The 24922-nt window shown below is 70.0% G+C and carries 23 protein-coding genes; 10 read left to right on the top strand and 13 right to left on the bottom strand.

All coding sequences use genetic code 11. The features are described from left to right. Nucleotides 1-234 precede the first annotated feature (234 nt). The gene (locus RPQ07_RS28915; protein ID WP_313947151.1) at nucleotides 235-957 is read left to right on the top strand and encodes a transglycosylase SLT domain-containing protein; all 723 of its coding nucleotides are present in this window, start codon (nucleotides 235-237) and stop codon (nucleotides 955-957) included. A gap of 71 nt (nucleotides 958-1028) precedes the next feature. Here RPQ07_RS28915 and RPQ07_RS28910 read toward each other — a convergent pair whose 3' ends face one another. Next, nucleotides 1029-3539 carry an FHA domain-containing protein gene (locus RPQ07_RS28910; RefSeq protein WP_313947150.1) on the bottom strand — a complete coding sequence of 837 codons (2511 nt, stop codon included), beginning with the start codon at nucleotides 3537-3539 and terminating at the stop codon, nucleotides 1029-1031. 247 nt (nucleotides 3540-3786) lie between these two features. Here RPQ07_RS28910 and RPQ07_RS28905 point away from each other — a divergent pair, with 247 nt between their 5' ends. Further along, a complete protein-coding gene (locus RPQ07_RS28905) occupies nucleotides 3787-5616 on the top strand; it encodes a streptophobe family protein (protein WP_313947149.1) in 1830 nt (609 codons plus the stop codon). Nucleotides 5617-5697: 81 nt separating this feature from the next. Then, nucleotides 5698-6915 carry a phosphoserine phosphatase SerB gene (gene serB, locus RPQ07_RS28900; protein WP_313947148.1) on the top strand — a complete coding sequence of 406 codons (1218 nt, stop codon included), beginning with the start codon at nucleotides 5698-5700 and terminating at the stop codon, nucleotides 6913-6915. Between the two features lie 201 nt (nucleotides 6916-7116). On the opposite strand, the gene RPQ07_RS28895 is transcribed toward serB, so the two are convergent. The 5 genes from RPQ07_RS28895 to RPQ07_RS28875 all read right to left on the bottom strand — a co-directional run bounded on the left by RPQ07_RS28895 (nucleotide 7117) and on the right by RPQ07_RS28875 (nucleotide 10223). Continuing rightward, nucleotides 7117-7584: a hypothetical protein gene (locus tag RPQ07_RS28895; protein ID WP_313947147.1), complete on the bottom strand. Its 468-nt coding sequence runs from the start codon at nucleotides 7582-7584 to the stop codon at nucleotides 7117-7119. Nucleotides 7585-7800: 216 nt separating this feature from the next. Next, nucleotides 7801-8352: a histidine phosphatase family protein gene (locus RPQ07_RS28890; protein ID WP_313947146.1), complete on the bottom strand. Its 552-nt coding sequence runs from the start codon at nucleotides 8350-8352 to the stop codon at nucleotides 7801-7803. A 73-nt stretch (nucleotides 8353-8425) separates the two neighbouring features. After that, on the bottom strand, nucleotides 8426-8626 hold the full coding sequence (locus tag RPQ07_RS28885; protein WP_313947145.1) for a hypothetical protein: 201 nt from the start codon (nucleotides 8624-8626) through the stop codon (nucleotides 8426-8428). A 156-nt stretch (nucleotides 8627-8782) separates the two neighbouring features. Then, the gene (locus RPQ07_RS28880) at nucleotides 8783-8899 is read right to left on the bottom strand and encodes an SGM_5486 family transporter-associated protein (protein WP_313947144.1); all 117 of its coding nucleotides are present in this window, start codon (nucleotides 8897-8899) and stop codon (nucleotides 8783-8785) included. A 4-nt stretch (nucleotides 8900-8903) separates the two neighbouring features. Further along, nucleotides 8904-10223, bottom strand: coding sequence for an MFS transporter (locus RPQ07_RS28875; protein WP_313947143.1), 1320 nt, complete (start codon nucleotides 10221-10223; stop codon nucleotides 8904-8906). Nucleotides 10224-10293: 70 nt separating this feature from the next. Between RPQ07_RS28875 and RPQ07_RS28870 the strand changes: the two genes are divergently transcribed. After that, nucleotides 10294-10980 (top strand): FadR/GntR family transcriptional regulator, encoded by a 687-nt coding sequence (locus tag RPQ07_RS28870; RefSeq protein ID WP_313947142.1) that lies wholly within the window; start codon nucleotides 10294-10296, stop codon nucleotides 10978-10980. Here RPQ07_RS28870 and RPQ07_RS28865 read toward each other — a convergent pair. The 3 genes from RPQ07_RS28865 to fabG all read right to left on the bottom strand — a co-directional run bounded on the left by RPQ07_RS28865 (nucleotide 10952) and on the right by fabG (nucleotide 13912). Further along, nucleotides 10952-11317 (bottom strand): hypothetical protein, encoded by a 366-nt coding sequence (locus RPQ07_RS28865; RefSeq protein WP_313947141.1) that lies wholly within the window; start codon nucleotides 11315-11317, stop codon nucleotides 10952-10954. The genes RPQ07_RS28870 and RPQ07_RS28865 overlap by 29 nt on opposite strands. A 1103-nt stretch (nucleotides 11318-12420) precedes the next feature. Next, a complete protein-coding gene (fabI, locus tag RPQ07_RS28860) occupies nucleotides 12421-13191 on the bottom strand; it encodes an enoyl-ACP reductase FabI (protein ID WP_313947140.1) in 771 nt (256 codons plus the stop codon). Between the two features lie 4 nt (nucleotides 13192-13195). After that, nucleotides 13196-13912: a 3-oxoacyl-[acyl-carrier-protein] reductase gene (gene fabG, locus RPQ07_RS28855; protein ID WP_313947138.1), complete on the bottom strand. Its 717-nt coding sequence runs from the start codon at nucleotides 13910-13912 to the stop codon at nucleotides 13196-13198. 185 nt (nucleotides 13913-14097) lie between these two features. On the opposite strand from fabG, the gene RPQ07_RS28850 reads away from it, so the two are divergent. The 3 genes from RPQ07_RS28850 to tyrS all read left to right on the top strand — a co-directional run bounded on the left by RPQ07_RS28850 (nucleotide 14098) and on the right by tyrS (nucleotide 18512). Next, nucleotides 14098-15621, top strand: coding sequence for a TldD/PmbA family protein (locus tag RPQ07_RS28850; RefSeq protein ID WP_313947137.1), 1524 nt, complete (start codon nucleotides 14098-14100; stop codon nucleotides 15619-15621). Nucleotides 15622-15792: 171 nt separating this feature from the next. After that, nucleotides 15793-17190: a TldD/PmbA family protein gene (locus tag RPQ07_RS28845; protein ID WP_313947136.1), complete on the top strand. Its 1398-nt coding sequence runs from the start codon at nucleotides 15793-15795 to the stop codon at nucleotides 17188-17190. Nucleotides 17191-17243: 53 nt separating this feature from the next. After that, the gene (tyrS, locus tag RPQ07_RS28840; RefSeq protein WP_313947135.1) at nucleotides 17244-18512 is read left to right on the top strand and encodes a tyrosine--tRNA ligase; all 1269 of its coding nucleotides are present in this window, start codon (nucleotides 17244-17246) and stop codon (nucleotides 18510-18512) included. A 68-nt stretch (nucleotides 18513-18580) separates the two neighbouring features. Here tyrS and RPQ07_RS28835 read toward each other — a convergent pair whose 3' ends face one another. Then, on the bottom strand, nucleotides 18581-18859 hold the full coding sequence (locus RPQ07_RS28835) for a GlsB/YeaQ/YmgE family stress response membrane protein (protein ID WP_313947134.1): 279 nt from the start codon (nucleotides 18857-18859) through the stop codon (nucleotides 18581-18583). A gap of 215 nt (nucleotides 18860-19074) precedes the next feature. Here RPQ07_RS28835 and RPQ07_RS28830 point away from each other — a divergent pair, with 215 nt between their 5' ends. Next, nucleotides 19075-19473 carry a DUF3099 domain-containing protein gene (locus RPQ07_RS28830; RefSeq protein ID WP_313947133.1) on the top strand — a complete coding sequence of 133 codons (399 nt, stop codon included), beginning with the start codon at nucleotides 19075-19077 and terminating at the stop codon, nucleotides 19471-19473. A gap of 193 nt (nucleotides 19474-19666) precedes the next feature. Beyond that, nucleotides 19667-19897: a hypothetical protein gene (locus RPQ07_RS28825; RefSeq protein ID WP_313947132.1), complete on the top strand. Its 231-nt coding sequence runs from the start codon at nucleotides 19667-19669 to the stop codon at nucleotides 19895-19897. 25 nt (nucleotides 19898-19922) lie between these two features. Here the strand turns inward: RPQ07_RS28825 and moaA are convergent, their stop codons facing one another. The 3 genes from moaA to RPQ07_RS28810 form a co-directional block, all read right to left on the bottom strand. Beyond that, complete coding sequence (gene moaA / locus RPQ07_RS28820) at nucleotides 19923-20912, bottom strand: GTP 3',8-cyclase MoaA (protein ID WP_313947131.1); 990 nt, start codon at nucleotides 20910-20912, stop codon at nucleotides 19923-19925. 191 nt (nucleotides 20913-21103) lie between these two features. After that, entirely contained in the window at nucleotides 21104-22726 is a 1623-nt protein-coding gene (locus tag RPQ07_RS28815; RefSeq protein WP_313947130.1) for a cation acetate symporter, read from the bottom strand. Then, nucleotides 22723-23088 carry a DUF485 domain-containing protein gene (locus RPQ07_RS28810; protein WP_313947129.1) on the bottom strand — a complete coding sequence of 122 codons (366 nt, stop codon included), beginning with the start codon at nucleotides 23086-23088 and terminating at the stop codon, nucleotides 22723-22725. Before RPQ07_RS28810 ends, RPQ07_RS28815 begins: the two co-directional genes overlap by 4 nt. Before the next feature lie 256 nt (nucleotides 23089-23344). Between RPQ07_RS28810 and RPQ07_RS28805 the strand changes: the two genes are divergently transcribed. Beyond that, nucleotides 23345-24877 carry a S8 family peptidase gene (locus RPQ07_RS28805; RefSeq protein WP_313947128.1) on the top strand — a complete coding sequence of 511 codons (1533 nt, stop codon included), beginning with the start codon at nucleotides 23345-23347 and terminating at the stop codon, nucleotides 24875-24877. Nucleotides 24878-24922: the final 45 nt, after the last annotated feature.

The following is a 24922-nucleotide window of genomic DNA, read 5'->3' as shown; positions in this document are numbered from 1 at the left end:
CATAGGACGCAGATCACTTACGAAGCAGACTAGTGGATACAAAAAGGGCACTTGATCAGGGGATGAATGGGCATACGGGCGATTTGCCCGACCCCTGATCCACTATCGCGGATCGTACGTCACACCTTTGCCAGGGCTTTTTGCTGGCGCTAAGAATTGCAGCCGTCGCCCGCCGTAGAGCGCAGCGCCGCTCCGGCCTGATGCGACTTCCGCTACTCGAAGAGGTACGACGATATGTCTGCGTTCAGCACCCGTATGACCAAGACCCGCAAGGTCTCGATCGCCGGTATCGCCGCCGCCGGTGTCGCCGCTCTGACCCTTTCCCTCGCCCCGGCCGGCGAGAGCGACGCCGCCGTCGCCGTCGCCGAGCCCCAGGCCGCGCAGAAGATCGCCCCGGTGGCGATGACCCTCGACGCGCCGAAGACGCTGTCGCTCGACGCCGACCAGTCGGCGTCCGCGGCCAAGGTGAAGGCCGCGGCCGACGCCGCGGCGAAGAAGGCGGCCGCCGAGGCCGCCGCCACGAAGAAGGCAGCTGCCGACGCTGCCGCGAAGAAGAAGGCCGCCGCCGAGGCTGCCGCGAAGAAGCGGGCGGCCGACCAGGCCGCCAGCCGTGCCGCCGCTCGCAAGCCCGTCTACGCCAACAACCTGGACGGCTGGATCCGCGAGTCGCTCGACATCATGAAGAAGCACAAGATCCCGGGCAGCTACCAGGGTCTGCACAAGAACATCATCCGCGAGTCCAGCGGTAACCCGAACGCCATCAACAACTGGGACATCAACGCGATCAACGGCGTCCCCTCGATCGGCCTGCTCCAGGTCATCAAGCCGACCTTCGACGCGTACCACGTCGCCGGCACCAAGCACAGCCAGTACGACCCGGTCGCCAACATCGTCGCCGCGGCCAACTACGCCGCCGACCGCTACGGCTCGATCGACAACGTCAACAGCGCCTACTGAGGCTGACGACCCACACGCCGGAGGGCGGCACCCCATGCGGGGTGCCGCCCTCGGGCGCGTTCCGGTTCCGTCTACTTGCGCATGACCTCGGGCTCGTGGCGGCGCAGGAAGCGCGCGACGAGGAAGCCGCAGAAGGCTCCGAGGGCGAGCAGGGCGGCCATGTCCATGCCCCAGGCCGCTGCCTCGTGGTCCCACAGCGGGTCGGTGCTGGTCGGGTCGTCGGGGTTCGGGCTGATCTTGTTGAAGTCCAGCGTGGCCCCGGCGGCGGCGACCGCCCACCGCGACGGCATCAGATACGAGAACTCGTTGACGCCGATGGTGCCGTGCAGGATGAACAGACACCCGGTGAACACGACCTGGATGATCGCGAACATGACCAGCAGCGGCATGGTCTTCTCGGCGGTCTTCACGAGCGCCGAGATGATCAGGCCGAACATCATCGAGGTGAAGCCCAGCGCCATGATCGGCACGGACAGTTCGAGCATCACCGCGCCGCCCATGACCAGACCCTCGGAGGGCAGCTCACGGGTGGAGAAGCCGATCGCGCCGACCAGGGCACCCTGGAGCACCGTGATCATGCCCAGGACGATCACCTTGGACATCAGATACGCGGAGCGTGACAGACCCGTCGCGCGCTCGCGCTCGTAGATCACCCGCTCCTTGATCAGCTCACGGACCGAGTTGGCGGCGCCCGCGAAGCACGCGCCGACCGCGAGGATCAGCAGGACCGTGGTCGCCGTGCCGTTCGGGATGATCCGGCCGGTCTGCGCGTTCACGTTCGGCAGCAGACCCTTGTCCGGGTCGATGAGCAGGCTGACCGCGCCGAGCACCGCCGGCAGGATCAGCATCAGCGCCATGAAGCCCTTGTCGGACGCGATCACCGACACATAGCGGCGGACCAGCGTGATCAGCTGGGAGCCCCAGCTCTGCGGCTTCGGCGGCTTGCTCTGCTGCGTCACCAGGTTCACCGGCTGCGCGGCCACGGCGTCGATGTCGGCCGCGTACATCTGGTAGTGCTGCGACCCGCGCCAGCGGCCCGCCCAGTCGTAGTCGCGGTAGTTCTCGAACGCCGAGAAGACATCGGCCCAGGTGCTGTAGCCGAAGAAGTTGAGCGCTTCCTCCGGCGGACCGAAGTACGCGACGGAGCCGCCCGGAGCCATGACAAGCAGCTTGTCGCACAGCTGGAGCTCGGCCACGGAGTGGGTGACCACGAGGACGGTGCGGCCGTCGTCGGCGAGGCCGCGCAGCAGCTGCATCACATCGCGGTCCATGCCCGGGTCGAGACCGGAGGTCGGCTCGTCCAGGAAGATCAGCGACGGCTTCGTCAGCAGCTCCAGGGCGACCGAGACGCGCTTGCGCTGGCCGCCGGAGAGCGAGGTGATCTTCTTGTCCTTGTGGATGTCGAGCTTGAGCTCGCGCAGCACCTCGTCGATACGGGCTTCGCGCTCCGCGTTCGCGGTGTCGCCCGGGAAGCGGAGCTTGGCCGCGTACCTGAGCGCCTTACGGACCGTGAGCTCCTTGTGCAGGATGTCGTCCTGCGGGACCAGACCGATGCGCTGGCGCAGCTCGGCGAACTGCTTGTAGAGGCTCCGGTTGTCGTAGAGCACGTCGCCCTGGTTGGCGGGCCGGTAGCCGGTGAGCGCCTTCAGCAGGGTGGACTTGCCCGAGCCCGAGGGGCCGATGACGCCGATCAGCGACTTCTCCGGCACGCCGAAGGACACGTCGCGCAGGATCTGCTTGCCGCCGTCGACCGTCACCGTGAGGTGGCGGGCGGAGAAGGAGACCTCGCCGGTGTCGACGAACTCCTCGAGCTGGCCGCCGACGATACGGAACGTCGAGTGACCGACGCCGACGATGTCGTTCGGGCCGATGAGGGCCGTACCGGACTTGGCGATCGGCTGACCGTTGACGTACGTACCGTTGTGGGACCCGAGGTCACGGATCTCGAAGCGGCCGTCCGGGTGCGAGCTGAACTCGGCGTGGTGGCGCGAGACCTGGAGGTCGGAGACCACCAGTTCGTTCTCCAGCGCACGGCCGATACGCATCACGCGGCCGAGCGAGAGCTGGTGGAACGTGGTCGGGCTGCGGTCGCCGTAGACCGGTGGCGCCCCCGCCGCGCCGCCGGATCCGCCCGGACCGGGCTGGTGCGGGACCTGTGCCTGCTGCGGCTCGGGCCAATTCTGCGCCGGAGCCTGCTGCCACTGCTGCTGCGGCGGCTGCTGTTGGGCCGGAGCCTGCTGAGCTGCCGCCTGCTGGGACGCCGCCCCCTGTGCGCTGTAGGCACCCGCCGCCGCACCGGACAGATTCAGTCGCGGTCCGTCGGTGGCGTTGCCCAGGTGCACGGCCGAGCCGGGACCGATCTCCATCTGATGGATCCGCTGGCCCTGGACATACGTGCCGTTGGTGCTGCCGTGGTCTTCGATGACCCAACTGCGGCCGCCCCAGCTGATGCTGGCGTGCCGCCACGAGACCCTGGCGTCGTCGATCACCAGATCACCCTGCGGATCACGTCCGAGGGTGTACGACCTGGACGGATCGAGCGTCCAGGTCCTTCCATTCAATTCCAGTACGAGTTCCGGCACTCCATGCCCCACTAGTTGTCCCCCGAGTTACCCCCATCACAGGGAGTCTAGGGATGGCGAACATCGTGGGGAACTATTTCAGGCGCGGTCCCGTATCCGAAAGTCGGGCCATGTGAAGACCCCGTCCCGGTTGCCCGTTGACGGGGGAGAAACACCCCCGGAGAGTGGTAAGCACCCATCAGTCGGCACGGATCATGCTGGACTGGGGACAACTGGGTCAAACCCAGCAGGGATCGGGGGGTCCGGGATGAGCGCGACCGGCAGCGACGACAAGGTGCCCTGGGTCGATGTGGTGCTGTCGTCGATCGCCGCGGTGAGCTGGGCACTGGTGGGCATGGCGGGGGCGGCGGCGCTCGGCCTGCATCTGCTCGGCGCCGACGCATCGGCCTCGCTGGGCCCGATGACGGCGGCCGTCGTGGTGCTCGCCGTGAACGGTTCGGTGTCGCCGAGCGGTGATGTGTCCGCGTTCGGACTCGACGGCGCGACGGCCGAAACGGCCGTCGACTTCACGCCACTTGGGGTGGGTCTGTTCGGTGCCCTGCTCCTTGCGTACGTCTTTCTACGCTCTCTGCGGCGGGCCGGTCCGCACATCTCGGGAGGTGAACTCGGCGCTCGCGCGGGCGGTGTGGTCCTCCTGTTCGTCGCGACCGTCGGCGGGCTCGCGTGGGCGGGCCATGACGTCATCACCATCGACGGCGCGGAGCTGGGGCTCGACGGCGCGATCCCGGGAACCGGCGGGGACAGCGGAATCGAGGTGCCGGGACTCGGCAACATCGGTGACATCGGAGGGCTGCTGCCGGACCGCATCGGGGACCTGGTGGACGCGGAGGCGGCCGTCGGGTTCAGCGTGAACACCGCGGACTCGCTGGCGGGCGCGCTGCTGTGGGTGATCGGCGTGCTGGTCGTCGCACTGCTCGCCGGCCGGCGAGCCCCGCTGCCGAGCGGCGCGCTGTGGGAGGCGGTACGGCGGCACATCCGTCCCGCGGCCTCGGCGATGGTCGCGGTGATGCTGGTCGCCGTGCTCGCGGGGTACGCGGCGGCGGCCTACGCGGCCGTGGGGGACGACCACCCGAAACGGATCGCGGGTGCGGCACTGCTCGGCGCCCCCAACGGGGTGTGGCTCGGCGTCCCGCTGGGGCTGTTCGTGCCGTGGGACGGCGAGGCCACGGGTGAACTGGCGAAGGTGCTGCCGGACCCCCTGGACGAGTTCCTGCGGATCTCGGCGGACGAGCCGGCGACCGTGGGCAGGCTCGCCGAACTGGACGGGCGGGTGTGGCTGCTCGCGGTGGCGACGGCCGTGATGATGCTGTACGCCGGGGTGTTGGCGGCGTCCCGGACACCGGTCGGCCGCCGGGGAGCGGCGGGTTTCGCGGGCCGCTGCACGGTGCGGCTCGCCGTGGTGGGCGCCCTGACGCTGCCGCTGCTGGTGTGGCTGACGGACGTGTCCGCCGACGCGTCCCTGTCGGTCCTCGGCTTCGACGCGTTCGGTGCGGGCATCGAGCTGCACGGCCGGGCGGACATGGCGCTGGTGCTGGGCGCGGCATGGGGAGCCGCCGCGGGCGGGGCGGGGGCGCTGCTGGTGTACGTCACCCGGGGCGGCCGGCGGGAGGAAGGTGCCGTGGCGGCCGGGGTGAGCGAGGGGCCGGGGCCGTACCGGCCGGCGTCCCCGTACCGGCCGGCGTCCCCGTACCGGCCGCCGAACCCCGACACCAACCCATATCTGCGCCTGCCGCCCGAGGTCCGCGACGCGCCTGTGGAGGGCGGGGCCGCGCGGGACCGGGCTTCGTGGGGGCGGGATGCGGAGGGCCGGGATGCGTGGGGCCGGGATTCGGAGGGCCGAGGGGCACCTTCGCGGGGCGGCGACGCCCCTCCGCCCGGCCCGGGCTCTTCTCCGGGGAAGGATCCCGGCGCTCGCCCGGCAGGGGCTGCCGGCGAGAGGGACCGTGGTGGCCCTCCGGAGATCCACGGCGCGCCGACGGTCGCGGGACCCATGCCTCCCCTGCCGCCGCGCCGCCGGCCCCCGCCCGAGCAGGAGGACGGCCCGCCGCCGCCCAGGCCGCCGAAGTCCGGCAGATAGCCGGTCACCGGGTCGGACGCCTGTCCGCTCCTCGGGACGCGACGTCTCGCCGTCGTCCGGGCCCGATACGGTGGAACCACCATGAGCGCATCGCAGACTTCCGACGTACGCACCCTTCTCGTCAAGATCTTCGGGAAGGACCGTCCCGGGATCACGGCCGGTCTCTTCGACACCCTCGCCGCCTTCTCCGTCGACGTCGTCGACATCGAGCAGGTCGTCTCCCGTGGCCGCCTCGTGCTGTGCGCGCTGGTGACCGCCCCGACCGCGGGCGGCACCTCGGAGGGCGAGCTGCGGTCCACCGTCCACAGCTGGGCCGAGTCGCTGAAACTTCAGGCCGAGATCATCTCGGGCACCGGTGACAACCGGCCGCGCGGCAGCGGCCGTTCCCATGTCACCGTGCTCGGGCACCCGCTGACCGCCGAGTCGACCGCGGCCATAACGGCCAGGATCGCGTCCACCGGTGGAAACATCGACCGTATCTTCCGGCTCGCGAAGTACCCGGTCACCGCCGTGGAGTTCGCCGTCTCCGGTGTGGAGACCGAGGCCCTGCGTACGGTCCTGGCGACCGAGGCCGCCGGTATCGGCATCGATGTCGCGGTGGTGTCGGCGGGTCTGCACCGCCGCGCCCAGCGCCTCGTCGTGATGGATGTCGACTCCACGCTCATCCAGGACGAGGTCATCGAGCTGTTCGCGGCCCACGCGGGCTGCGAGGACAAGGTCACCGAGGTCACCGCCGCGGCGATGCGGGGCGAGCTGGACTTCGAGCAGTCGCTGCACGCGAGGGTGGCGCTGCTGGCCGGGCTCGACGCCTCGGTCGTGGACAAGGTGCGCGCGGAGGTACGGCTGACGCCGGGCGCACGCACCCTGATCCGTACGCTCAAGCGGCTCGGCTTCCAAGTGGGCGTGGTCTCCGGCGGGTTCACCCAGGTCACGGACGACCTCAAGGAGCGGCTGGGGCTGGACTTCGCGTCGGCCAACACGCTGGAGATCGTCGACGGGAAGCTCACCGGCAAGGTGATCGGCGAGATCGTGGACCGGGCGGGCAAGGCGCGGCTGCTGCGGAGGTTCGCGGCGGAGGCCGGCGTACCGCTGGCGCAGACGGTAGCGATCGGCGACGGTGCCAACGATCTGGACATGCTCAACGCGGCCGGGCTCGGGGTCGCGTTCAACGCCAAGCCGGTGGTCCGCGAGGCCGCACACACCGCGGTCAATGTGCCGTTCCTGGACACGGTCCTGTATCTGCTGGGGATCACCAGGGAAGAGGTCGAGGCGGCGGACGAGCCGAACGCCGAGCACTGAGCACTGGGCCCTGGGTCCTGAGCTGCGGGCGTCGGCGGCACACGCTGCGGCGCAGGTGAGCGGGCGGGCCGGAGACGGCCGAGGCCCCGGCACGGTGTGCCGGGGCCTCTCGTCTGCTGCTGGGGCGCTGCGGTCCACTCCGCCGGGCGCCGAGCGGGGCGGGCACGCGAGACGGCAAACCGCCCGCGTACCGACCGGGGCTCAGCCCACCGCCTGCTTCACCAGCGCTGCGATCCGCGTCTCCACCTCGGGTGTCACCTCGGTCAGGGCGAATCCGGCCGCCCACATCGTGCCCTCGTCCAGCTTCGCCTGGTCGCTGAACCCGAGCGTCGCGTAGCGCGCCGTGAACTTCTCCGCGCTCTGGAAGAAGCAGACGATCTTGCCGTCCAGCGCGTAGGCGGGCATCCCGTACCAGAGCTTCGGCGCGAGGGCCGGGACACTGCCGGTGATGACGGCATGGACCCGCTCGGCCATGACCCGGTCCGAGTCCCGCATCTCCGCGATCTTCGCGATCTTCGCGATCACGTCCCGTACCGCCTCCGCCGCCTTGTCCGCGCGCGAACTGCGGCGGGCCGCCTTCTTCAGCTCCTGGGCATGATCCTTCATCGCGGCCCGTTCGTCGGCCGGGAATCCCTCGTGTGTTCTGCTGCTGCTTTCGCCGCTGCTCATGGAGCCCTCCCCTTGGGTCACCGGCAACACGTCACCGAGAATGCCGGAACGATAACCGGCCACCTCGGCAGGTGGTGCACGGTTCCTCGGCGGCGCGTCCGCAGCCGAAGGACCGAACTACGGCCCCGGCACAGCCCGATGGGCCGCGGGGCCGTCGTCCGGCCTCCGTCGATTCCGGCCGGGTGTCGACACGGACAGCCGGCGGTCCAGCGCGGCTCAGTCGTGCGGCGCCCAGTACTCGAGCAGGGTGCCGACCCCGTGCTCCAGGGACTTCCAGGAGCCGGTGAAGCCGACGACGGCGAACGACGACGTCGGAAAACCGCTCTGGGTCATACGGGCGAGCGCATCCCCTTCCGCCTTGCCGGCGAGGGCGTCGGCCAGCGCGTGCATACCGGGGTTGTGACCGATGACGAGCAGGTCGTTGATCGAGTCGTCGGTCTCGTTCAGCAGCGCGATCAGGTCACCGAGCGAGGCGTCGTACAGACGCTCCTCGTACACCGTCTTCGGGCGGTGCGGCAGCTCGTGCACCGCCAGCTTCCACGTCTCACGGGTTCTGGCCGCCGTCGAGCACAGCGCCAGGTCGAAGGCGATTCCGGTTTCGCCGAGCCTGCGGCCTGCCACCGGGGCATCCATGCGGCCGCGGTCGGCGAGCGGGCGCTCATGGTCGGATACTTCCGGCCAGTCGGCCTTCGCATGCCGGAGGAGCACGATCCTGCGGGATTCGGGGGGTCCGGGGGGTGTGCCACCGGACGACGTGGCGACGCTCATGCACTCCAGCTTCGCATGAAATGCGCCAACGGGCGCAGGGTGTTGACCGGCTGCCCCACCACGAGTGATTCCGTCAGCGTGCGAGTGTGTGCCGGATGTGCTCGAGGATGCGTCCCATCGCGGGGTCGCCGTTCGCGGCGTGTGCCTGCGCCGGATCGGCGATCACGACGAGCAGGACGACGAAGGCGAGCATCGGGAGCGCCACGGCCCACCACGGAAGCCGGATGTCGACGCTGCCCTTGGTCCGTGACGGGGACTGCGTGTGGGCCGGCATGGCCGCCTCCGTGGGGTCTGTGGCTGATGACCTCAAACCTACGGATCATGCGTCCGGCGGCCCATCCGGTGACCCACCCACTTCACCCTGACCCTGGCCCCCTAGGGGACGGTGGTGCTAGCACCACCATCGAAGCGCGGCAGGCCAACGACCGTGTCAGGGAGAGGCGATGGAGGCGATGACGCCGATCACCACGGTCACGGCGAGCATCGCGCCGAAGACGAGGAGAAGCTTCTTCTGACCGTTCGGGGGGTTCGGATCGAGCACAGGCATGGGTTCAGTTTCGCACGACCGCTTCGTCCTCGATCGTCCGGTCCCGGCCGGCCAGCACACCGACCGCGATCTGTGGCACGAGCAGCCCCGCCATCAGCGCGATCGGCAGCCCCCAGCCACCGCTGTGCTGGTAGAGCACCCCGACGAGCAGGGGCCCGGGAATCGAGATCAGATAACCGGTCGACTGGGCGAAGGCGGAGAGCCGTACCACGCCGGCGCCGGTCCGGGACCGCATGCCGATCATGGTGAGGGCGAGCGGGAAGGCGCAGTTGGATATCCCGAGCAGCAGCGCCCAGGCCCAGGCTCCGGCGGCCGGGGCGAAGAACAGCCCCGCGTAGCCGGTCAGTCCGCACAGGCCCAGGGCGATCACGATCGGACCCTGGTTCTTCATCCGGGTGGCGAGCCGCGGGATGACGAACGCCAGCGGCACACCCATGACCATGGTCACGGCGAGCAGCACTCCGGCGGTCGAGGCCGAGACCCCCGCGTCGCGGAAGATCTGCGGCATCCAGCCCATCGTGATGTACGCGCCGGTGGCCTGGAGCCCGAAGAAGCAGGCGAGCGCCCAGGCCGTGGGGCTGCGGGTGATCTTCGGAGCGGGCGCCTGACGGGAGCCGGCCGCGGCGTCGGCCCGCTCGCGCTCGGCGGCGGGGCTGCGGTCGCGGATCAGGGCGACCCAGGGCAGTACGGCGAGGACGGCCACCAGGGCCCAGACGGCGAGGCCGGTACGCCAACTGCCGCCGAGCGCCTCGGTCATGGGCACGGTCGCGGCCGCCGCCAGAGCGGTGCCCAGCGCCAGGGCCATGGAGTAGAGGCCGGTCATGGAGCCGACGCGGTCGGGGAAGTACCGCTTGACGATCACCGGCATCAGGACGTTGCTGACGGCGATGCCCATCAGGGCGAGTGCGCTGGCGGCCAGGAAGCCGGGCGTACCGCCGGCGAACGGGCGGATCAGCAGCCCGGCGGCGATGGCGACCATGCCGGCGCAGACGACGGCGCCGGGTCCGAAACGGCGGGCGAGACGGGGGGCCGCGATCCCGAAGACGGCGAAGCAGAGCGGCGGTACGGAGGTGAGGACGCCGGCGACGCTGCCGCTCATCTGCAGACCGTCCCGCGTCTCCTCCAGGAGGGCGCCGAGGCTGGTGATGGCGGGACGGAGGTTGAGTGCCGCGAGGACGATGGCGGCCATGACGAGCCGGGTGATCCAGACGGTTCCCAGCCGGGTTCCGGGTGCCGCGGCGGTACGGTCCGTGGCGGCGGGCCTCGAAGGCAGGGGCTGGGCCTGCGACTCGCTCGGGGTCTGGGTCTGTGTCTCGTCCGGCATGAGGCCATCATAGAATCATGGGATGATTGGTTGTCCAATCCCGGACAACCGGTTCCGAGCAAGGAGCACGATGTCGCTGACCTCTCCCCGGCGCTCAGGGCTCACCGACCAGGTGATCGCGCAGCTGCGGAATCAGATCACCTCGGGCGAGTGGCCGGTCGGTTCACGGATTCCGACGGAGCCCGCGCTCGTCGAGCAGCTCGGCGTTGCCCGCAACACCGTCCGCGAGGCGGTCCGCGCACTCGCCCACAACGGTCTGCTGGACATCCGGCAGGGGTCGGGCACCTATGTGCTCGCGACGAGCGAACTGGCGGGCGTGATGCACCGGCGCTTCGCCGACGCCAGTCCGCGGCACATCGCGGAAGTGCGCTCCACGCTGGAGTCCTCTGCGGCGCGGATGGCCGCGGAACGCCGTACGGAACGCGATCTGAAGCAGCTGGACGCGCTGCTGGCCCGGCGGGAGGAGGCGTGGGCGACCGGCGAGGCGGAGCGGTTCGTCGCGGTCGACGCGACATTCCACCTGGCCGTGGTGGCCGCCTCGCACAACGACGTGCTCAGCGAGCTGTACGCCGACCTCGGCGATCTGCTCAGGGACTGGCTGCGCGACGACGTGGGCGCCGAGCTGCGCCCGGAGAACCACATGGACCACGCCCGCCTCGTCGAGGCGATCCGCGCGGGCGACGGCGACACGGCGGCCGCGGAGGCGGCGGGCTATCCGTTCCTGTGCCTCAGGGGGCGGCCTGCGGCTGGTGGCTGACCCAGGCGGAACGGACTTCCTTCCAGCACCGGTCGGTGATCTCGACGTACCCAGCGGGGGCGATGTCGGCGGGAGAACCGTCGACGTCGATGTCCCACCAGCGCTCGCACTCGATGTGCAACCGGACCCGGTCGACGGCGGGGTACGGATTGTGGCAGAAGGCGGTGGCCTGCGAGCCCTCGACGACGGTGCGGCAGTCGGCCGCGTAGACGGGCACAGGGGGCGCGGGAGCGGGCTTGGACATGGGCCGGTGAGGCTGGGAGAACGCGTCCGGAGTCACCCACAGGAGGAGTGTCACCGCTGCAAGCACGGGCGCCGAGCGCCAGTTCGTACGCATGAGCAGGACCTCCTCGGCCGTACGGCGGCGCAATCGCCGCGGCTGCACCACAAGGGGGATTGCTTCTCCAGAGTCCCTGTGATCCGGCGAAACCGCGCGGCGTCGGGGTCCGAACGGGGGTGTGCGCTGCTCGTGGCTTACGGGCTGCGGTCGTGCGGGTCGGGCGAACGGAGGGCCTGGCGCGAGGCGGGCGCCGGGGCGGCAGCGGCTTCGGCGGGGTCGTAGCCCGGGGCAACAGGCGGCCTGACACGGTGACCGGTGCCGGAACAGCGTCACCCGGACGCCGCAAGCCGGGAATGACGGGCAGCGACCCGCGGAAGCCAAGCGGGCCCGGGTGTGCCATCGGTACGGCGGGCAGCCGGTCATGGCGACGGCGAGTGGCCCGCAGCCGAAGCAGCGGCGCACCCGCCGGGCGTGGACGGCGGGCAGCCGGACTCGGGCCGGCAGGAGCGCGGGCCGGTGGCCGAGCCGAGGCGGCAAGGCCGGGACGGCGCAGGGCCACGGCAGCAACAGGGCACGGCAACCGCCAGCCGTCGCGGCGACCATCGGCAGGCAGCGGGGGCCGACCGGCCGGGCCGAAGCAGCACGGCCCGCACGACGTCACCCGGTCCCGTCGACAGCGGTCCACGGCGGGCAACGGGCGGCGGCGAGAGCCAGGGACCAGCCTCCGGGCGCCGACCGGCCGGGCCGAAGCGACACGGCCGGGGACGGCGCAGGGCCAGGACAGCAGAGCACTGCAACCGCCAGCCGTCGCAGCGGCACTCGGCAGGCAGCGGGGGTTCGGGCGAGAGCCAGGGACCAGCACCGGCGCCGACCGGCCGGGCCAAAGCAGGGCCCGCACGCTGTCCCCCGGCCCCGTCGACAGCGGTCCACGGCGAGCCGAGCCGGGGCCGAGCCCATCGGCCCCTGGGGCGCAGCCGGCGCCCCCTCCCGCCCTGGGCGAGGGGACAGTTCTGCGGCTACCGGCAGTCCGGAGCAGAGCCCGGCGCACCGCCGCGTCCGCGTACAACGAACGCCGGGCAGCCCGCACCCGCGGGCTGCCCGGCGTTCACAGCGACCGGCCCGAGGGACAAGCCGCCCCGCACGCCGACGCCGAAGGCGTCCTACGCGCCCATCATGTGGACGCCGCCGTCCACGTGCACCACCTCGCCCGTCGTCCGCGGGAAGAAGTCCGACAGCAGGCCCACCACACCGCGGCCCGCCGGGTCCGGGTCCGAGAGGTCCCAGCCGATCGGGGCGCGGTGGTTCCAGACGTCCGCGAGCTCCTCGAAGCCCGGGATCGACTTCGCCGCCATCGACTTGATCGGACCCGCCGAGACCAGGTTGCAGCGGATGTTCTGCGCACCGAGGTCACGGGCCAGGTAGCGGTTCGTGGACTCCAGCGCCGCCTTCGCCACGCCCATCCAGTCGTACTTCGGCCATGCGATCGTCGCGTCGAAGGTGAGGCCGACGATCGAGCCGCCACGCTGCATCAGCGGCAGGCAGGCCATGGCCAGCGACTTGTACGAGTACGCCGAGACCTGGACGGCGGTCGAGACGTCGTCCCAGCTCGCCTCGAGGAAGTTGAACGCGCCCTGCGGGCCGAAGGCGATCGAGTGCACGATGCCGTCGAGGCCCGACTCGTCGCTGGAGTGCTCACGGATCTTGTCGGCGAGACCGTCCAGGTGCTCCTGGTTGGTGACGTCCAGCTCGATGACCGGGGCGGGCTTGGGCAGCCGCTTCGCGATGCGCTCGACGAGGGTGAGGCGGCCGAATCCGGTGAGGATGACCTCCGCGCCCTCCTCCTGGGCCACCTTGGCCGCGTGGAAGGCGATGGAACCGTCCGTGAGGACGCCCGTGACGAGAATGCGCTTGCCGGCGAGGATTCCACTCATGTGATCAGTGACCCATGCCCAATCCGCCGTCAACGGGGATGACGGCTCCAGTGATGTACGAGGCGTCGTCGGAGGCGAGGAAGCGCACCGTGGCGGCGACCTCTTCCGGCTTCGCGTAACGGCCGAGCGGCACCTGCGAGACGATGCCGGCGCGCTGGTCGTCCGTGAGCGCCTGCGTCATGTCGGTGTCGACGAAGCCGGGCGCGACGACGTTGAACGTGATGTTGCGCGAGCCGAGCTCGCGGGCCAGGGACCGGGCGAAGCCGACCAGGCCGGCCTTGGAGGCGGCGTAGTTGGCCTGTCCCGCGGAGCCGAGCAGGCCGACCACCGACGAGATCAGGACGACGCGGCCCTTCCTGGCGCGCAGCATGGCCCGGTTGGCGCGCTTGACGACGCGGAAGGTGCCGGTGAGGTTGGTGTCGAGGACGGCCGTGAAGTCGTCCTCGGACATGCGCATCAGCAACTGGTCCCTGGTGACACCGGCGTTGGCCACCAGCACCTCCACCGGACCGTGCTTCTCCTCGATCTCCTTGTAGGCCTGCTCCACCTGCTCGGCGTCGGTGATGTCGCACTTGACGGCCAAGAAGCCGTCCTTCTGCAGGGCGGCGGGATCGCCGGAGCGGTACGTGATCGCGACCTTGTCGCCGGCATCGGCGAACGCGCGGGCGATGGCGAGGCCGATGCCCCGGTTTCCTCCGGTGACGAGAACCGAGCGGCTCAACGGATCACCCTTTCGATAGCGGTCTGGTATGCGAAAACCTATCGGTCCCATCCCCTTCGCGGAGAATCGGGCCCTGACAGCGCCTCGTTCGAGTCACTGTCGGGTCCCTACAGAAAGACGCTGGGCAACGGCCACCCCGGCGCGACATGATCGGGGCGACCCGTCTCGACGACAGGAGACATTTCGTGCCTCATACCATCGACGAAGCCTTCACGGCACTGCCGCTGCGGGCGCTCGCCGACGCGGCGCTCGCCAGGGCGCGGGCGCTCGGCGCCGACCACGCCGACTTCCGCTTCGAGCGCGTACGCAGCGCGGCGTGGCGGCTGCGCGACGCCAAGCCGGCCGGCTCATCGGACACCACGGACCTCGGGTACGCGGTGCGGGTGGTGCACGGCGGCGCCTGGGGCTTCGCCTCGGGGGTCGACATGACCATGGACGGGGCCGCCCGGGTCGCGGGCCAGGCGGTCGCGATGGCGAAGCTGTCGGCGCAGGTGATCGCTGCGGCCGGCTCCGACGAGCGTGTGGAACTTGCGGACGAGCCGGTGCACGCGGAGAAGACGTGGATCTCGGCGTACGAGATCAACCCCTTCGAGGTAGCGGACGAGGAGAAGACCGCGCTGCTCGCCGAGTGGAGCGGGCGCCTGCTGCGGGCGGACGGGGTGGCGCATGTGGACGCCTCGCTGCTCACCGTGCACGAGAACAAGTTCTACGCCGACACCGCGGGCACGGTCACCACGCAGCAGCGGGTGCGGCTGCATCCGCAGCTCACCGCGGTCGCCGTGGACGAGACGACCGGCGAGTTCGACTCGATGCGGACCATCGCGCCGCCGGTGGGGCGCGGCTGGGAGTATCTGACCGGCACGGGCTGGGACTGGGACTCCGAGCTGGAGCAGATCCCGGAACTGCTCGCGGAGAAGATGCGCGCCCCCAGCGTGCAGGGCGGCCGCTACGACCTCGTGGTGGACCCCTCGAACCTCTGGCTCACCATCCACGAGTCGATCGGCCACGCCACCGAGCTGGACCGGGCGCTCGGCTACGAGGCGGCGTACGCGGGCACCTCGTTCGCCACCTTCGACAAGCTGGGCAAGCTGGCGTACGGCTCCTCGGTGATGAACGTGACCGGCGACCGCACCGCCGAGCACGGACTCGCCACCATCGGGTACGACGACGAGGGCGTGCAGGCGCAGTCGTGGGACCTGGTCAAGGACGGCACCCTGGTGGGCTACCAACTGGACCGCCGGATCGCGAAGTTGACGGACCTCGGCCGTTCCAACGGCTGTGCGTACGCGGACTCCCCCGCTCATGTGCCGGTCCAGCGGATGGCGAACGTCTCGCTCCAGCCGGCGGCCGGCGGGCTGTCGACGGAGGATCTGATCGGCGGGGTGGAGCGCGGGATCTACGTCGTGGGCGACCGCTCGTGGTCGATCGACATGCAGCGCTACAACTTCCAGTTCACGGGTCAGCGGTTCTTCCGTATCGAGAACGGCCGGCTGGCCGGTCAGCTGCGCGATGTCGCCTACCAGGCGACGACGACGGAGTTCTGGGGTTCGATGGAGCAGGTCGGCGGCCCGCAGACATATGTGCTGGGCGGCGCCTTCAACTGCGGCAAGGCCCAGCCGGGCCAGGTCGCCGCGGTCTCCCACGGCTGCCCCTCCGCCCTGTTCCGCGGTGTGAACATCCTGAACACGACGCAGGAGGCCGGGCGATGAGCGGGCGCGGCACGATCCGCCGGGGGTCCGGGGGTCGTCCCCCGGGCACGCACAGTCTGAACACGACGCAGGAGGCCGGGCGATGAGCGGGCGCGGCACGATCCGCCGGGGCCCCGGGGGGCGTACCCCGGGCACGCACAGTCTCAACACCACGCAGGAGGCCGGACGCTGATGTCGACGAATCGCCACACCAAGCCCCACGAGATCGTCGAGCGCGCGCTCGAGCTGTCCACCGCCGACGGCTGCGTCGTCATCGCCGACGAGCAGTCCTCCGCCAATCTGCGGTGGGCCGGCAACGCCCTCACCACCAACGGCGTCACCCGCGGCCGCACCCTCACGGTGATCGCCACCGTCGACGGCAAGGAGGGCACCGCCTCCGGTGTCGTCTCCCGCTCCGCCGTCACCGCCGCGGACCTCGAACCACTCGTCCGGGCCGCCGAGGAGGCCGCCCGTACGTCCGGTCCGGCCGAGGACGCCCAGCCGCTGGTCTCCGGGGTCGAGGCGTCGCCCGACTTCACCGACGCTCCCGTGGAGACCTCGTCGGCCGTCTTCGGGGACTTCGCGCCGGCGCTGGGCGAAGCGTTCGCCCGCGCCCGGGCCGGCGGGCGGGAGCTGTACGGCTTCGCGAATCACGAGCTGACCAGCACCTATCTCGGCACCTCCAGCGGCCTGCGGCTGCGGCACGACCAGCCGAACGGCACGCTGGAGGTGAACGCCAAGTCCCCGGACCGCTCGCGGTCCGCGTGGGCCGGCCGTTCCACGCGCGACTTCAAAGACGTGGACCCGGCGGCCATGGACGAGGAGCTGGCACAGCGCCTCGGCTGGGCCGAGCGCCGGATCGAGCTGCCGGCAGGACGCTACGAGACCCTGCTGCCGCCCACCGCGGTGGCCGACCTGCTGATCTACCAGCTGTGGTCGTCGACGGCCCGGGACGCGGCCGAGGGCCGTACGGTCTTCTCCAAGCCCGGCGGCGGGACCCGCGTCGGCGAGACGCTCTCCCCCCTGCCGCTGACGCTGCGCAGCGACCCGAACGCGGCGGGCCTGGAGTCGGCGCCGTTCGTGATCGCGCACGCCTCGGGGGACGACGCCTCGGTCTTCGACAACGGTCTGCCGCTGCCGGCGACGCAGTGGGTGCGCGACGGCAAGCTGGAGCATCTCGTGACCACGCGGCACAGTGCCGCCCTGACGGGCCTGCCGGTGGCGCCCGGCGCCGGGAACCTGATCCTGGACGGCGGCGGCGAGCGGTCGCTGGACGAGATGGTCGCGGCGACCGCCCGCGGGCTGCTGCTGACCTGTCTGTGGTACATCCGTGAGGTCGACCCGGCGACGCTGCTGCTCACGGGTCTGACCAGGGACGGCGTCTATCTCGTCGAGAACGGCGAGGTGGTCGGCGAGGTGAACAACTTCCGTTTCAACGAGTCACCGGTCGATCTGCTCTCGCGCACGACGGAGGCGGGCCGGACGGAGAAGACGCTGCCGCGCGAGTGGGGCGACTGGTTCACCCGGGCCGCGATGCCCGCGCTCCGGGTCCCCGATTTCAATATGAGTTCGGTCAGCCAGGGCGTATAACCTCGGAGGCGTCTGTAGGGACAGACGCATTCACCGAAGGAGACGCGAGAGAAGTGACGGACATCGTCGACGAGCTGCAGTGGCGCGGGCTGATCGCCCTGTCCACTGACGAGGACGCATTGCGCAAGGCGTTCGCGGACGGTCCCGTCACGTTCTATTGCGGCTTCGACCCGACCGCACCCAGCCTGCATCTGGGCAATCTGGTCCAGATCCTCACGATGCGCCGGATCCAGCTGGCGGGGAACCGCCCGCTGGGTCTGGTCGGCGGGGCGACGGGTCTGATCGGCGACCCCAAGCCGAACTCCGAGCGCACGCTGAACGCGCCGGAGGTCGTCGCGGGCTGGGTGGACCGGCTGCGGGCGCAGATCGAGCGCTTCCTCGACTTCGACGGCCCGCACGCCGCGACCATGGTCAACAACCTGGACTGGACGTCGGGTCTGTCGGCAATCGACTTCCTGCGGGACGTCGGCAAGTACTTCCGGGTCAACAAGATGATCGCGAAGGAGGCGGTCGCCCGGCGGCTGAACTCGGACGCGGGCATCAGCTACACCGAGTTCAGCTACCAGATCCTTCAGGGCATGGACTTCCTGGAGCTGAACCGGCGGTACGGCTGCACGCTGCAGACCGGCGGCAGCGACCAGTGGGGCAACCTCACCGCGGGGACGGACCTGATCCACCGGGTCGAGCCGGAGGCCGTGGTGCACGCGCTGGCCACCCCGCTGATCACCAAGGCGGACGGCACCAAGTTCGGCAAGACGGAGTCCGGCACGGTCTGGCTGGACGCGGAGCGGACCACGCCGTACGCCTTCTACCAGTTCTGGCTGAACGCGGACGACCGTGACGTCTCCAAGTTCCTGCGGATCTTCAGCTTCCGGTCCCGCGAGGAGATCGAGGAGCTGGAGAAGCTGACGGAGGAGCGTCCGCAGGCGCGCGCCGCCCAGCGCGCGCTCGCGGAGGAGCTGACCACGCTGGTGCACGGAGCCGACGAGTGTGCCGCCGTCGTCAACGCCTCCAAGGCGCTGTTCGGTCAGGGCGATCTGTCCGAGCTCGACGAGCCGACGCTGCGTGCCGCTCTCTCGGAGCTGCCGCACGCCCGGGTCGCCGAGCTGGCGCCGGTCGTCGATCTGTTCGCCGAGGTCGGTCTCGTACCCAGCAAGTCGGCCGCCCGCCGCACCGTGAAGGAGGGCGGGGCCTACGTGAACAACACCAAGGTCACGGCCGAGGACGCGGTCCCCGGCCAGGAGGATCTGCTGCACGGCCGCTGGCTCGTCCTGCGCCGCGGCAAGAAGAACCTCGCCGCCGTCGAGGTGGCCACGGCCTGACACGGCCGCCGGCCGGGCTGTCTGTCAGCCCGGCCGGCGACCGCGGTGCCGAGGGGACCCGTTCCGGGTCAGGCGCGTTCCTTCTTGCTGCCGCGTACCGAGGTGTACGCCATGTCACCGAGGAAGACGATCACGATCGCCGCTCCCAGCTGGAGCGCGTGCCGGCCCCAGTCGATGCCCGGGGTGGCCGCGATGCCGAAGGCACGCGCCAGGGCGTTGCCGATCAGGGCGCCGATGATGCCGAAAATGGTGGTCAGCCAGAGCGGGCTGTGCTGCTTGCCCGGGATGATCGCCTTGGCGATCAGGCCCAGCACGAATCCGACGATGATGGCCCACAACCAGCCCATGGCTGCCTCCTTGTCAGGCTCTGCGAGCAGGTACGCCGCCAGTCTCGGCCCATCGCGCATACCGCGCATGTCGGGCGACGCCATCCGTGCACGGCACCCGGCATCGCCCTGCGCGCGTCCACCCGACCCCCTCTCGTAGCCGACGGAACGGCGGCGTACCGTGGACGGGGTCAGGACCAGGGAGCGTCCGGCAGGGAAATCGGGTGGTGATCGTGATGCGGAAGCAGACGAACGCAGAGGTCTTCCGGATCACCGGGGCCCGGCAGGGTCTTGCCGACGATGTCCGCGGACGGCAGCGGCGTTATGTGATCTCGATGTCGGTACGGACCATTTCCGTGATTCTCGCCGCCACCTTGTGGAATGTGGAACGTCATGTGGCGATCGTGGCCCTCGTGCTCGGCATCCTCCTGCCCTATGTGGCCGTCGTGATCGCCAACGCGGGCCGTGAGAACGCCCCTTCGATGCCGTCGACGTACGTGCCCGCACCGTCGCGGCCGATGCTCCCGCCTCCCGCGACGACCTCCTCGGCGACCTCTTCGGCGAGCGCCTCGGCGGAATCCGAGGCCGGTGCGGGGCCCTTTGCGAAAGAGACTCCGGAGCGCGAACGGGGCTGAATTCCCCGGGCTTGCCAAGCTCAGGAAAAGCTCAGATCAATCATGAAGTTCCGGTGCCTCGCACCCCGTTACCCGTGACATACTTCGTACGCGCTCCGCATCCCCCGTCGGAGCGACGGACCGACGCCGGGCAGCTCCCCCCGTGGCTGCTCGGCGTCGCCTTTGTGAGGGCACGGTGGGGGACAATGATCCGGTGAGTGACGAGACCCCGATCTGTTCCGCCAAGGGCTGCCGTACGGCAGCGGTGTGGGTGCTGGCGTGGAACAACCCGAAGCTGCACACGCCGGACCGCCGCAAGACCTGGCTCGCGTGCGACGAACACCGTGAGCATCTGTCCCACTTCCTAGACCTGCGCGGCTTCCTCAAGGACGTCGTGACGCTCGAGGAGTGGGAACGGAACGCCGGAGCGTCCGGCGAGCGCTGAGAGCCTGTCGGGTGACCTCTGAGGCTCAGCCGCCGATCGCCGACATGGGGCGGTCGGGCTGGAGGAACGAGGGGTCGTCGAGACCCGAGCCGGCCTTCTTGCCCCACATGGCCAGCCGCCACAGCCGGGCGACCTCCTCGTCGGGCGCGTCCGAGCGCAGCGCGGCACGCAGGTCCGTCTCCTCGCGGGCGAACAGACAGGTGCGGACCTGGCCGTCGGCGGTGAGCCGGGTGCGGTCGCAGGCGCGGCAGAACGGGCGGGTGACGGAGGCGATGACGCCGACGCGATGCGGTCCGCCGTCCACCAGCCAGCGCTCCGCGGGCGCCGAGCCGCGCTCGCCGTCGTCCTCGGCGGTGAGCGTGAAGCGGGTGCGCAGGGACTCCAGGATGTCACCGGCGGTGATCATGCCGTCGCGCTTCCAGCCGTGCTGGGCGTCCAGCGGCATCTGCTCGATGAAGCGCAGTTCGTAGTCGTGCTCCACGGCCCAGGCGAGGAGGTCGGGCGCCTCGTCGTCGTTGAGGCCCGGCATCAGCACGGTGTTCACCTTGACCGGGGTCAGGCCCGCGTCCCGGGCGGCCTCCAGGCCGTCGAGGACGTCGCGGTGCCGGTCGCGGCGGGTCAGCGTCTTGAAGACGTCGGGTCGCAGGGTGTCCAGCGAGACGTTGACGCGGTCCAGGCCCGCGGCCTTGAGCGCGGCCGCCGTGCGCTTGAGTCCGATGCCGTTGGTGGTCAGCGACATCCGGGGGCGGGGCTCCAGGGCCGCGCAGCGCTCCACGATCCCCACCAGGCCGGGCCGCAGCAGCGGCTCGCCGCCGGTGAACCGGACCTCGGTGATACCGAGGGTGGTCACGGCGATACGGATGAGGCGGACGATCTCGTCGTCGCTGAGCAGATCGGGCTTGGCCAGCCACTGCAGTCCCTCTTCGGGCATGCAGTAGGTGCAGCGCAGATTGCACCGGTCGGTCAGGGAAACGCGCAGGTCCGTAGCCACACGGTCAAAGGTGTCGATGAGCACTGTGGGCCCCCTCCCCGGAACGGAACGGATCTGTCTGGATCTGTTGTGCGGATCTCTCTGTTGTCGAGCCTACGTCAGGGCTGTGACATCGGTAGGGGCCCGATTGTCACGAGGTACGACGCGGCCGCGTCGTAGGACTCTACGACGCGGCCGCGCTGTGGACCCGTACAACCGTCCGTACGGGAACCGGATCAGTGGGCTCCGGTGCCGGTGAGGGACTTGACCTCCAGCTCCGCGTACTTGCCCTTGTCGGGCTCCTCCTTGGAGAGCAGCGAGCCGACCCAGCCGAGCAGGAAGCCCAGCGGGATGGACACGAGGCCGGGGTTCTCCAGCGGGAACCAGTAGAAGTCGAGGTTCTTGAACATCGACGTGGGCTTGCCGGAGACGACAGGCGAGAAGAGCACCAGGACCACGGAGGCGGTCAGACCGCCGTAGATGGACCACAGGGCGCCCTGAGTGGTGAACCTCTTCCAGAACAGGCTGTAGAGGATCGTGGGCAGGTTCGCGGACGCGGCGACCGCGAAGGCGAGGGCGACGAGTCCGGCGACGTTGAGGTCGCGGGCGAGCGCACCGAGGCCGATGGAGACGACGCCGATGGCGACCGTCGCCCAGCGGGCCGCGCGGACCTCTTCCTTCTCGGTGGCCTGTCCCTTGCGGATGACGTTGGCGTAGATGTCGTGCGCGAAGGACGAGGACGAGGCGAGCGTCAGTCCCGCGACCACGGCGAGGATGGTGGCGAAGGCGACCGCGGAGATGACCGCGAGCAGGATGGCGCCGCCGGCGGAATCGACGCCGCCGATGTGCAGCGCCAGCAGTGGCGCCGCCGTGTTGCCCGCCTTGTTGGACGCGGTGATTTCTTCCGGCCCGACGAGTGCCGCCGCTCCGAAGCCGAGCGCGATGGTCATCAGGTAGAAGCCGCCGATGATGCCGATGGCCCAGATGACCGACTTACGGGCGGCCTTGGCCGTCGGGACGGTGTAGAAGCGGATGAGGATGTGCGGCAGTCCGGCGGTGCCGAGGACGAGGGCGATCCCGAGGGAGATGAAGTCCAGCTTCGAGGTCTCGGTCACGCCGTACTTGAGTCCGGGCTCCAGGAACGCCGAGCCCTTGCCGCTCTTCTCGGCCGCGGTGCCGAGCAGGTCGGAGATGTTGAAGTTGAACTTCAGCAGCACCAGGAAGGTGATGAGCAGGGTGCCCGCGATGAGCAGGACGGCCTTGACCATCTGCACCCATGTGGTGCCCTTCATACCGCCGATGGTGACGTACACGATCATCAGCAGACCGACGAGGGCGACGATCGCGACCTTGCCGCCGTCGCTGGTGATGCCGAGCAGCAGGGAGACGAGCACACCGGCGCCGGCCATCTGCGCGAGCAGATAGAAGATCGAGACGACGATGGTGGAGGTGCCCGCCGCGGTACGGACCGGGCGCTGGCGCATCCGGTAGGCGAGGACGTCGCCCATCGTGTAACGGCCGGAGTTGCGCAGTGGTTCGGCGACCAGCAGCAGCGCGACCAGCCAGGCCACCAGGAAGCCGATGGAGTACAGGAAGCCGTCGTAGCCGAAGAGGGCGATGGCACCCGCGATACCGAGGAACGAGGCCGCCGACATGTAGTCGCCGGAAATGGCCAGACCGTTCTGGAAACCGGTGAACTGACGGCCGCCCGCGTAGAAGTCGGAGGCGCTCTTGGTCTGCCGGCCGGCCCAGACGGTGATACCCAGGGTCGCCACCACGAAGAGCGCGAACAAAGTGATGATCAGCGGCCGGTGCTCGGTGGTCGCGCTGTCCGCCGCCAGCTGGAGGGTGTTGCTCACAGCTCTGCCTCCATCCGGGACTTGATCGCCTCACCCTTCGGGTCGAGCTTCGCCGCGGCAAAACGCGAGTAGAGCCAGGCGATGAGGAACGTCGTGGCGAACTGGGCGAGGCCGAAGACGAAGGCCACGTTGATGTTGCCGAAGAGCTTGGTGCCCATGAAGCCGCCCGCGTAGTTCGAGAGCAGCACGTACAGCAGGTACCAGCTGATGAAGGCGATGGTCAGGGGGAAGGCGAAGGAGCGGTAGGTGCGGCGCAGTTCGCCGAATTCCGGACTCTCCTGCACCTCGACGAACTGCTCTGTCGTGGGCTGGGCGGGACTGCCGTCCGGACCGCCCTTCGGCGGCGGTGCATCGGATGCCACGGAAATCTCCTCGCGACGCGGGTGCGGTGGGGATGGACAAGAAAGAACGTGCTGTCGGGGAACGGTTTGATGTTGCTCCACTCCCTGACAACGGCACGGAGAGCACGCCGGGCCGGTTCAACATCAGCCTTTTTCTTCTTGGTTTTCTTCTCGAACACATTGATGAGGGTCAAGATCGGCGATAGCTTCGCTGGTCATGTACCCGCCCATGCGCACCGGGTGTCTGGGCGGTTGTCACGGATGATGTGGAGAACCCATGGCTCATCTGGGATCCAGACGGCGGCGCGTTATTGCCCTGCCCGCAGGTCTGGCGCTCACGGCCTCGCTCGGCTTCCTTCCCGCGGGAGCCGCCTCGGCAGCCCCGGCGGACGAGACGCCCGCGGTGGTGGCGACCGACGGTCCGAAGCTGTCGTACGTGGTGAACGTCAAGAGCGGTCACAGCACTGCCAAGTCGGTGAAGAAGGCCATAGCCAAGGCCGGCGGTTCGGTGGTGATCGCCTACGACCAGATAGGCGTCATCGTCGTCCACTCGCAGAACCCGGACTTCGCCAAGACCATCCGTAAGGTCAGGGGTGTCGACTCGGCCGGTGCCACGCGTACCGCGCCGCTCGCCGCCGCGACCGACACGGCCATCGAGTCGGAGCGTCCGCTCACCGCCGCCGAGGCCAAGGCCGCCGCCACGAAGGCCGGCGCGGACCAGGACCCGCTCGAGCCGCTCCAGTGGGACCTGCCCGCCATCAAGGCGGACCAGGCCCACAAGAAGTCGCTCGGCAGCAAGAAGGTCACGGTCGCGGTCATCGACACGGGCGTGGACGACACCCACCCCGACCTCGCGCCCAACTTCGACACGCGCGCCTCGGCGAACTGTGTCACCGGCAAGCCCGACACCACTCCCGGTTCGTGGCGGCCCGCCGCGAACGAGAGCGACCACGGCACGCACGTCGCGGGCACGATAGCCGCGGCCAAGAACGGCGTCGGCGTCACCGGTGTCGCACCGGGCGTCAAGGTCTCCGGCATCAAGGTGTCGACCACCGAGGGCTTCTTCTACACGGAGGCCGTCGTCTGCGGCTTCGTGTGGGCGGCCGAGCACGGCGTCGACGTGACCAACAACAGCTACTACACCGACCCGTGGCTGTTCAACTGCAAGAACGACGCCGACCAGAAGGCGCTGATCGACGCCCACGCGCGCGCAATCAAGTACGCGGAGCGCAAGGGCGCGGTGAACGTCGCCGCGGCCGGCAACTCGCGGATGGACCTGGCGGCGGACGAGCTCACGGACACCACGAGCCCGAACGACACCACGCCGGGCACGCGCGTCATCGACCCGAGTGAGTGCCTGGACATTCCCACCCAGATCCCGGGTGTCGTCACGGTCTCCGCGCTCGGTGCGAAGAACCTGAAGTCCTCGTACTCCAACTACGGCAACGGCGTGATCGACATCTCCGCCCCCGGCGGCGACTCGACGATCTACCAGAAGCCCGAGGCTCCGGCCGTCGACGGCCGCATCCTGTCGACGCTGCCGAACGGCGGCTACGGCTACAAGGCCGGTACGTCGATGGCCTCGCCGCACGTCGCGGGCGTCGTCGCGCTCATCAAGTCGAAGCACCTGAACGCTTCGGCGGCCGCCGTGAAGGCGATGCTGTACGGGCAGGCCGACGACACGGCCTGCACGAACCCGTACGACATCGACGGCAACGGAACCGTCGACGCGGTCTGCGTCGGCGGCAAGCGGGACAACGGCTTCTACGGAACGGGCGTCGCCGACGCCCTGGACGCGGTTCGCCGGTAGTCGCAGCGCAGGAGGGGCCGGACGCGATCACCGCGTCCGGCCCCT

This window comes from Streptomyces sp. AM8-1-1 (assembly GCF_032229325.1).
GTDB lineage: Bacteria > Actinomycetota > Actinomycetes > Streptomycetales > Streptomycetaceae > Streptomyces > Streptomyces achmelvichensis.
This window is presented reverse-complemented; position numbering and strand designations above follow the sequence as displayed.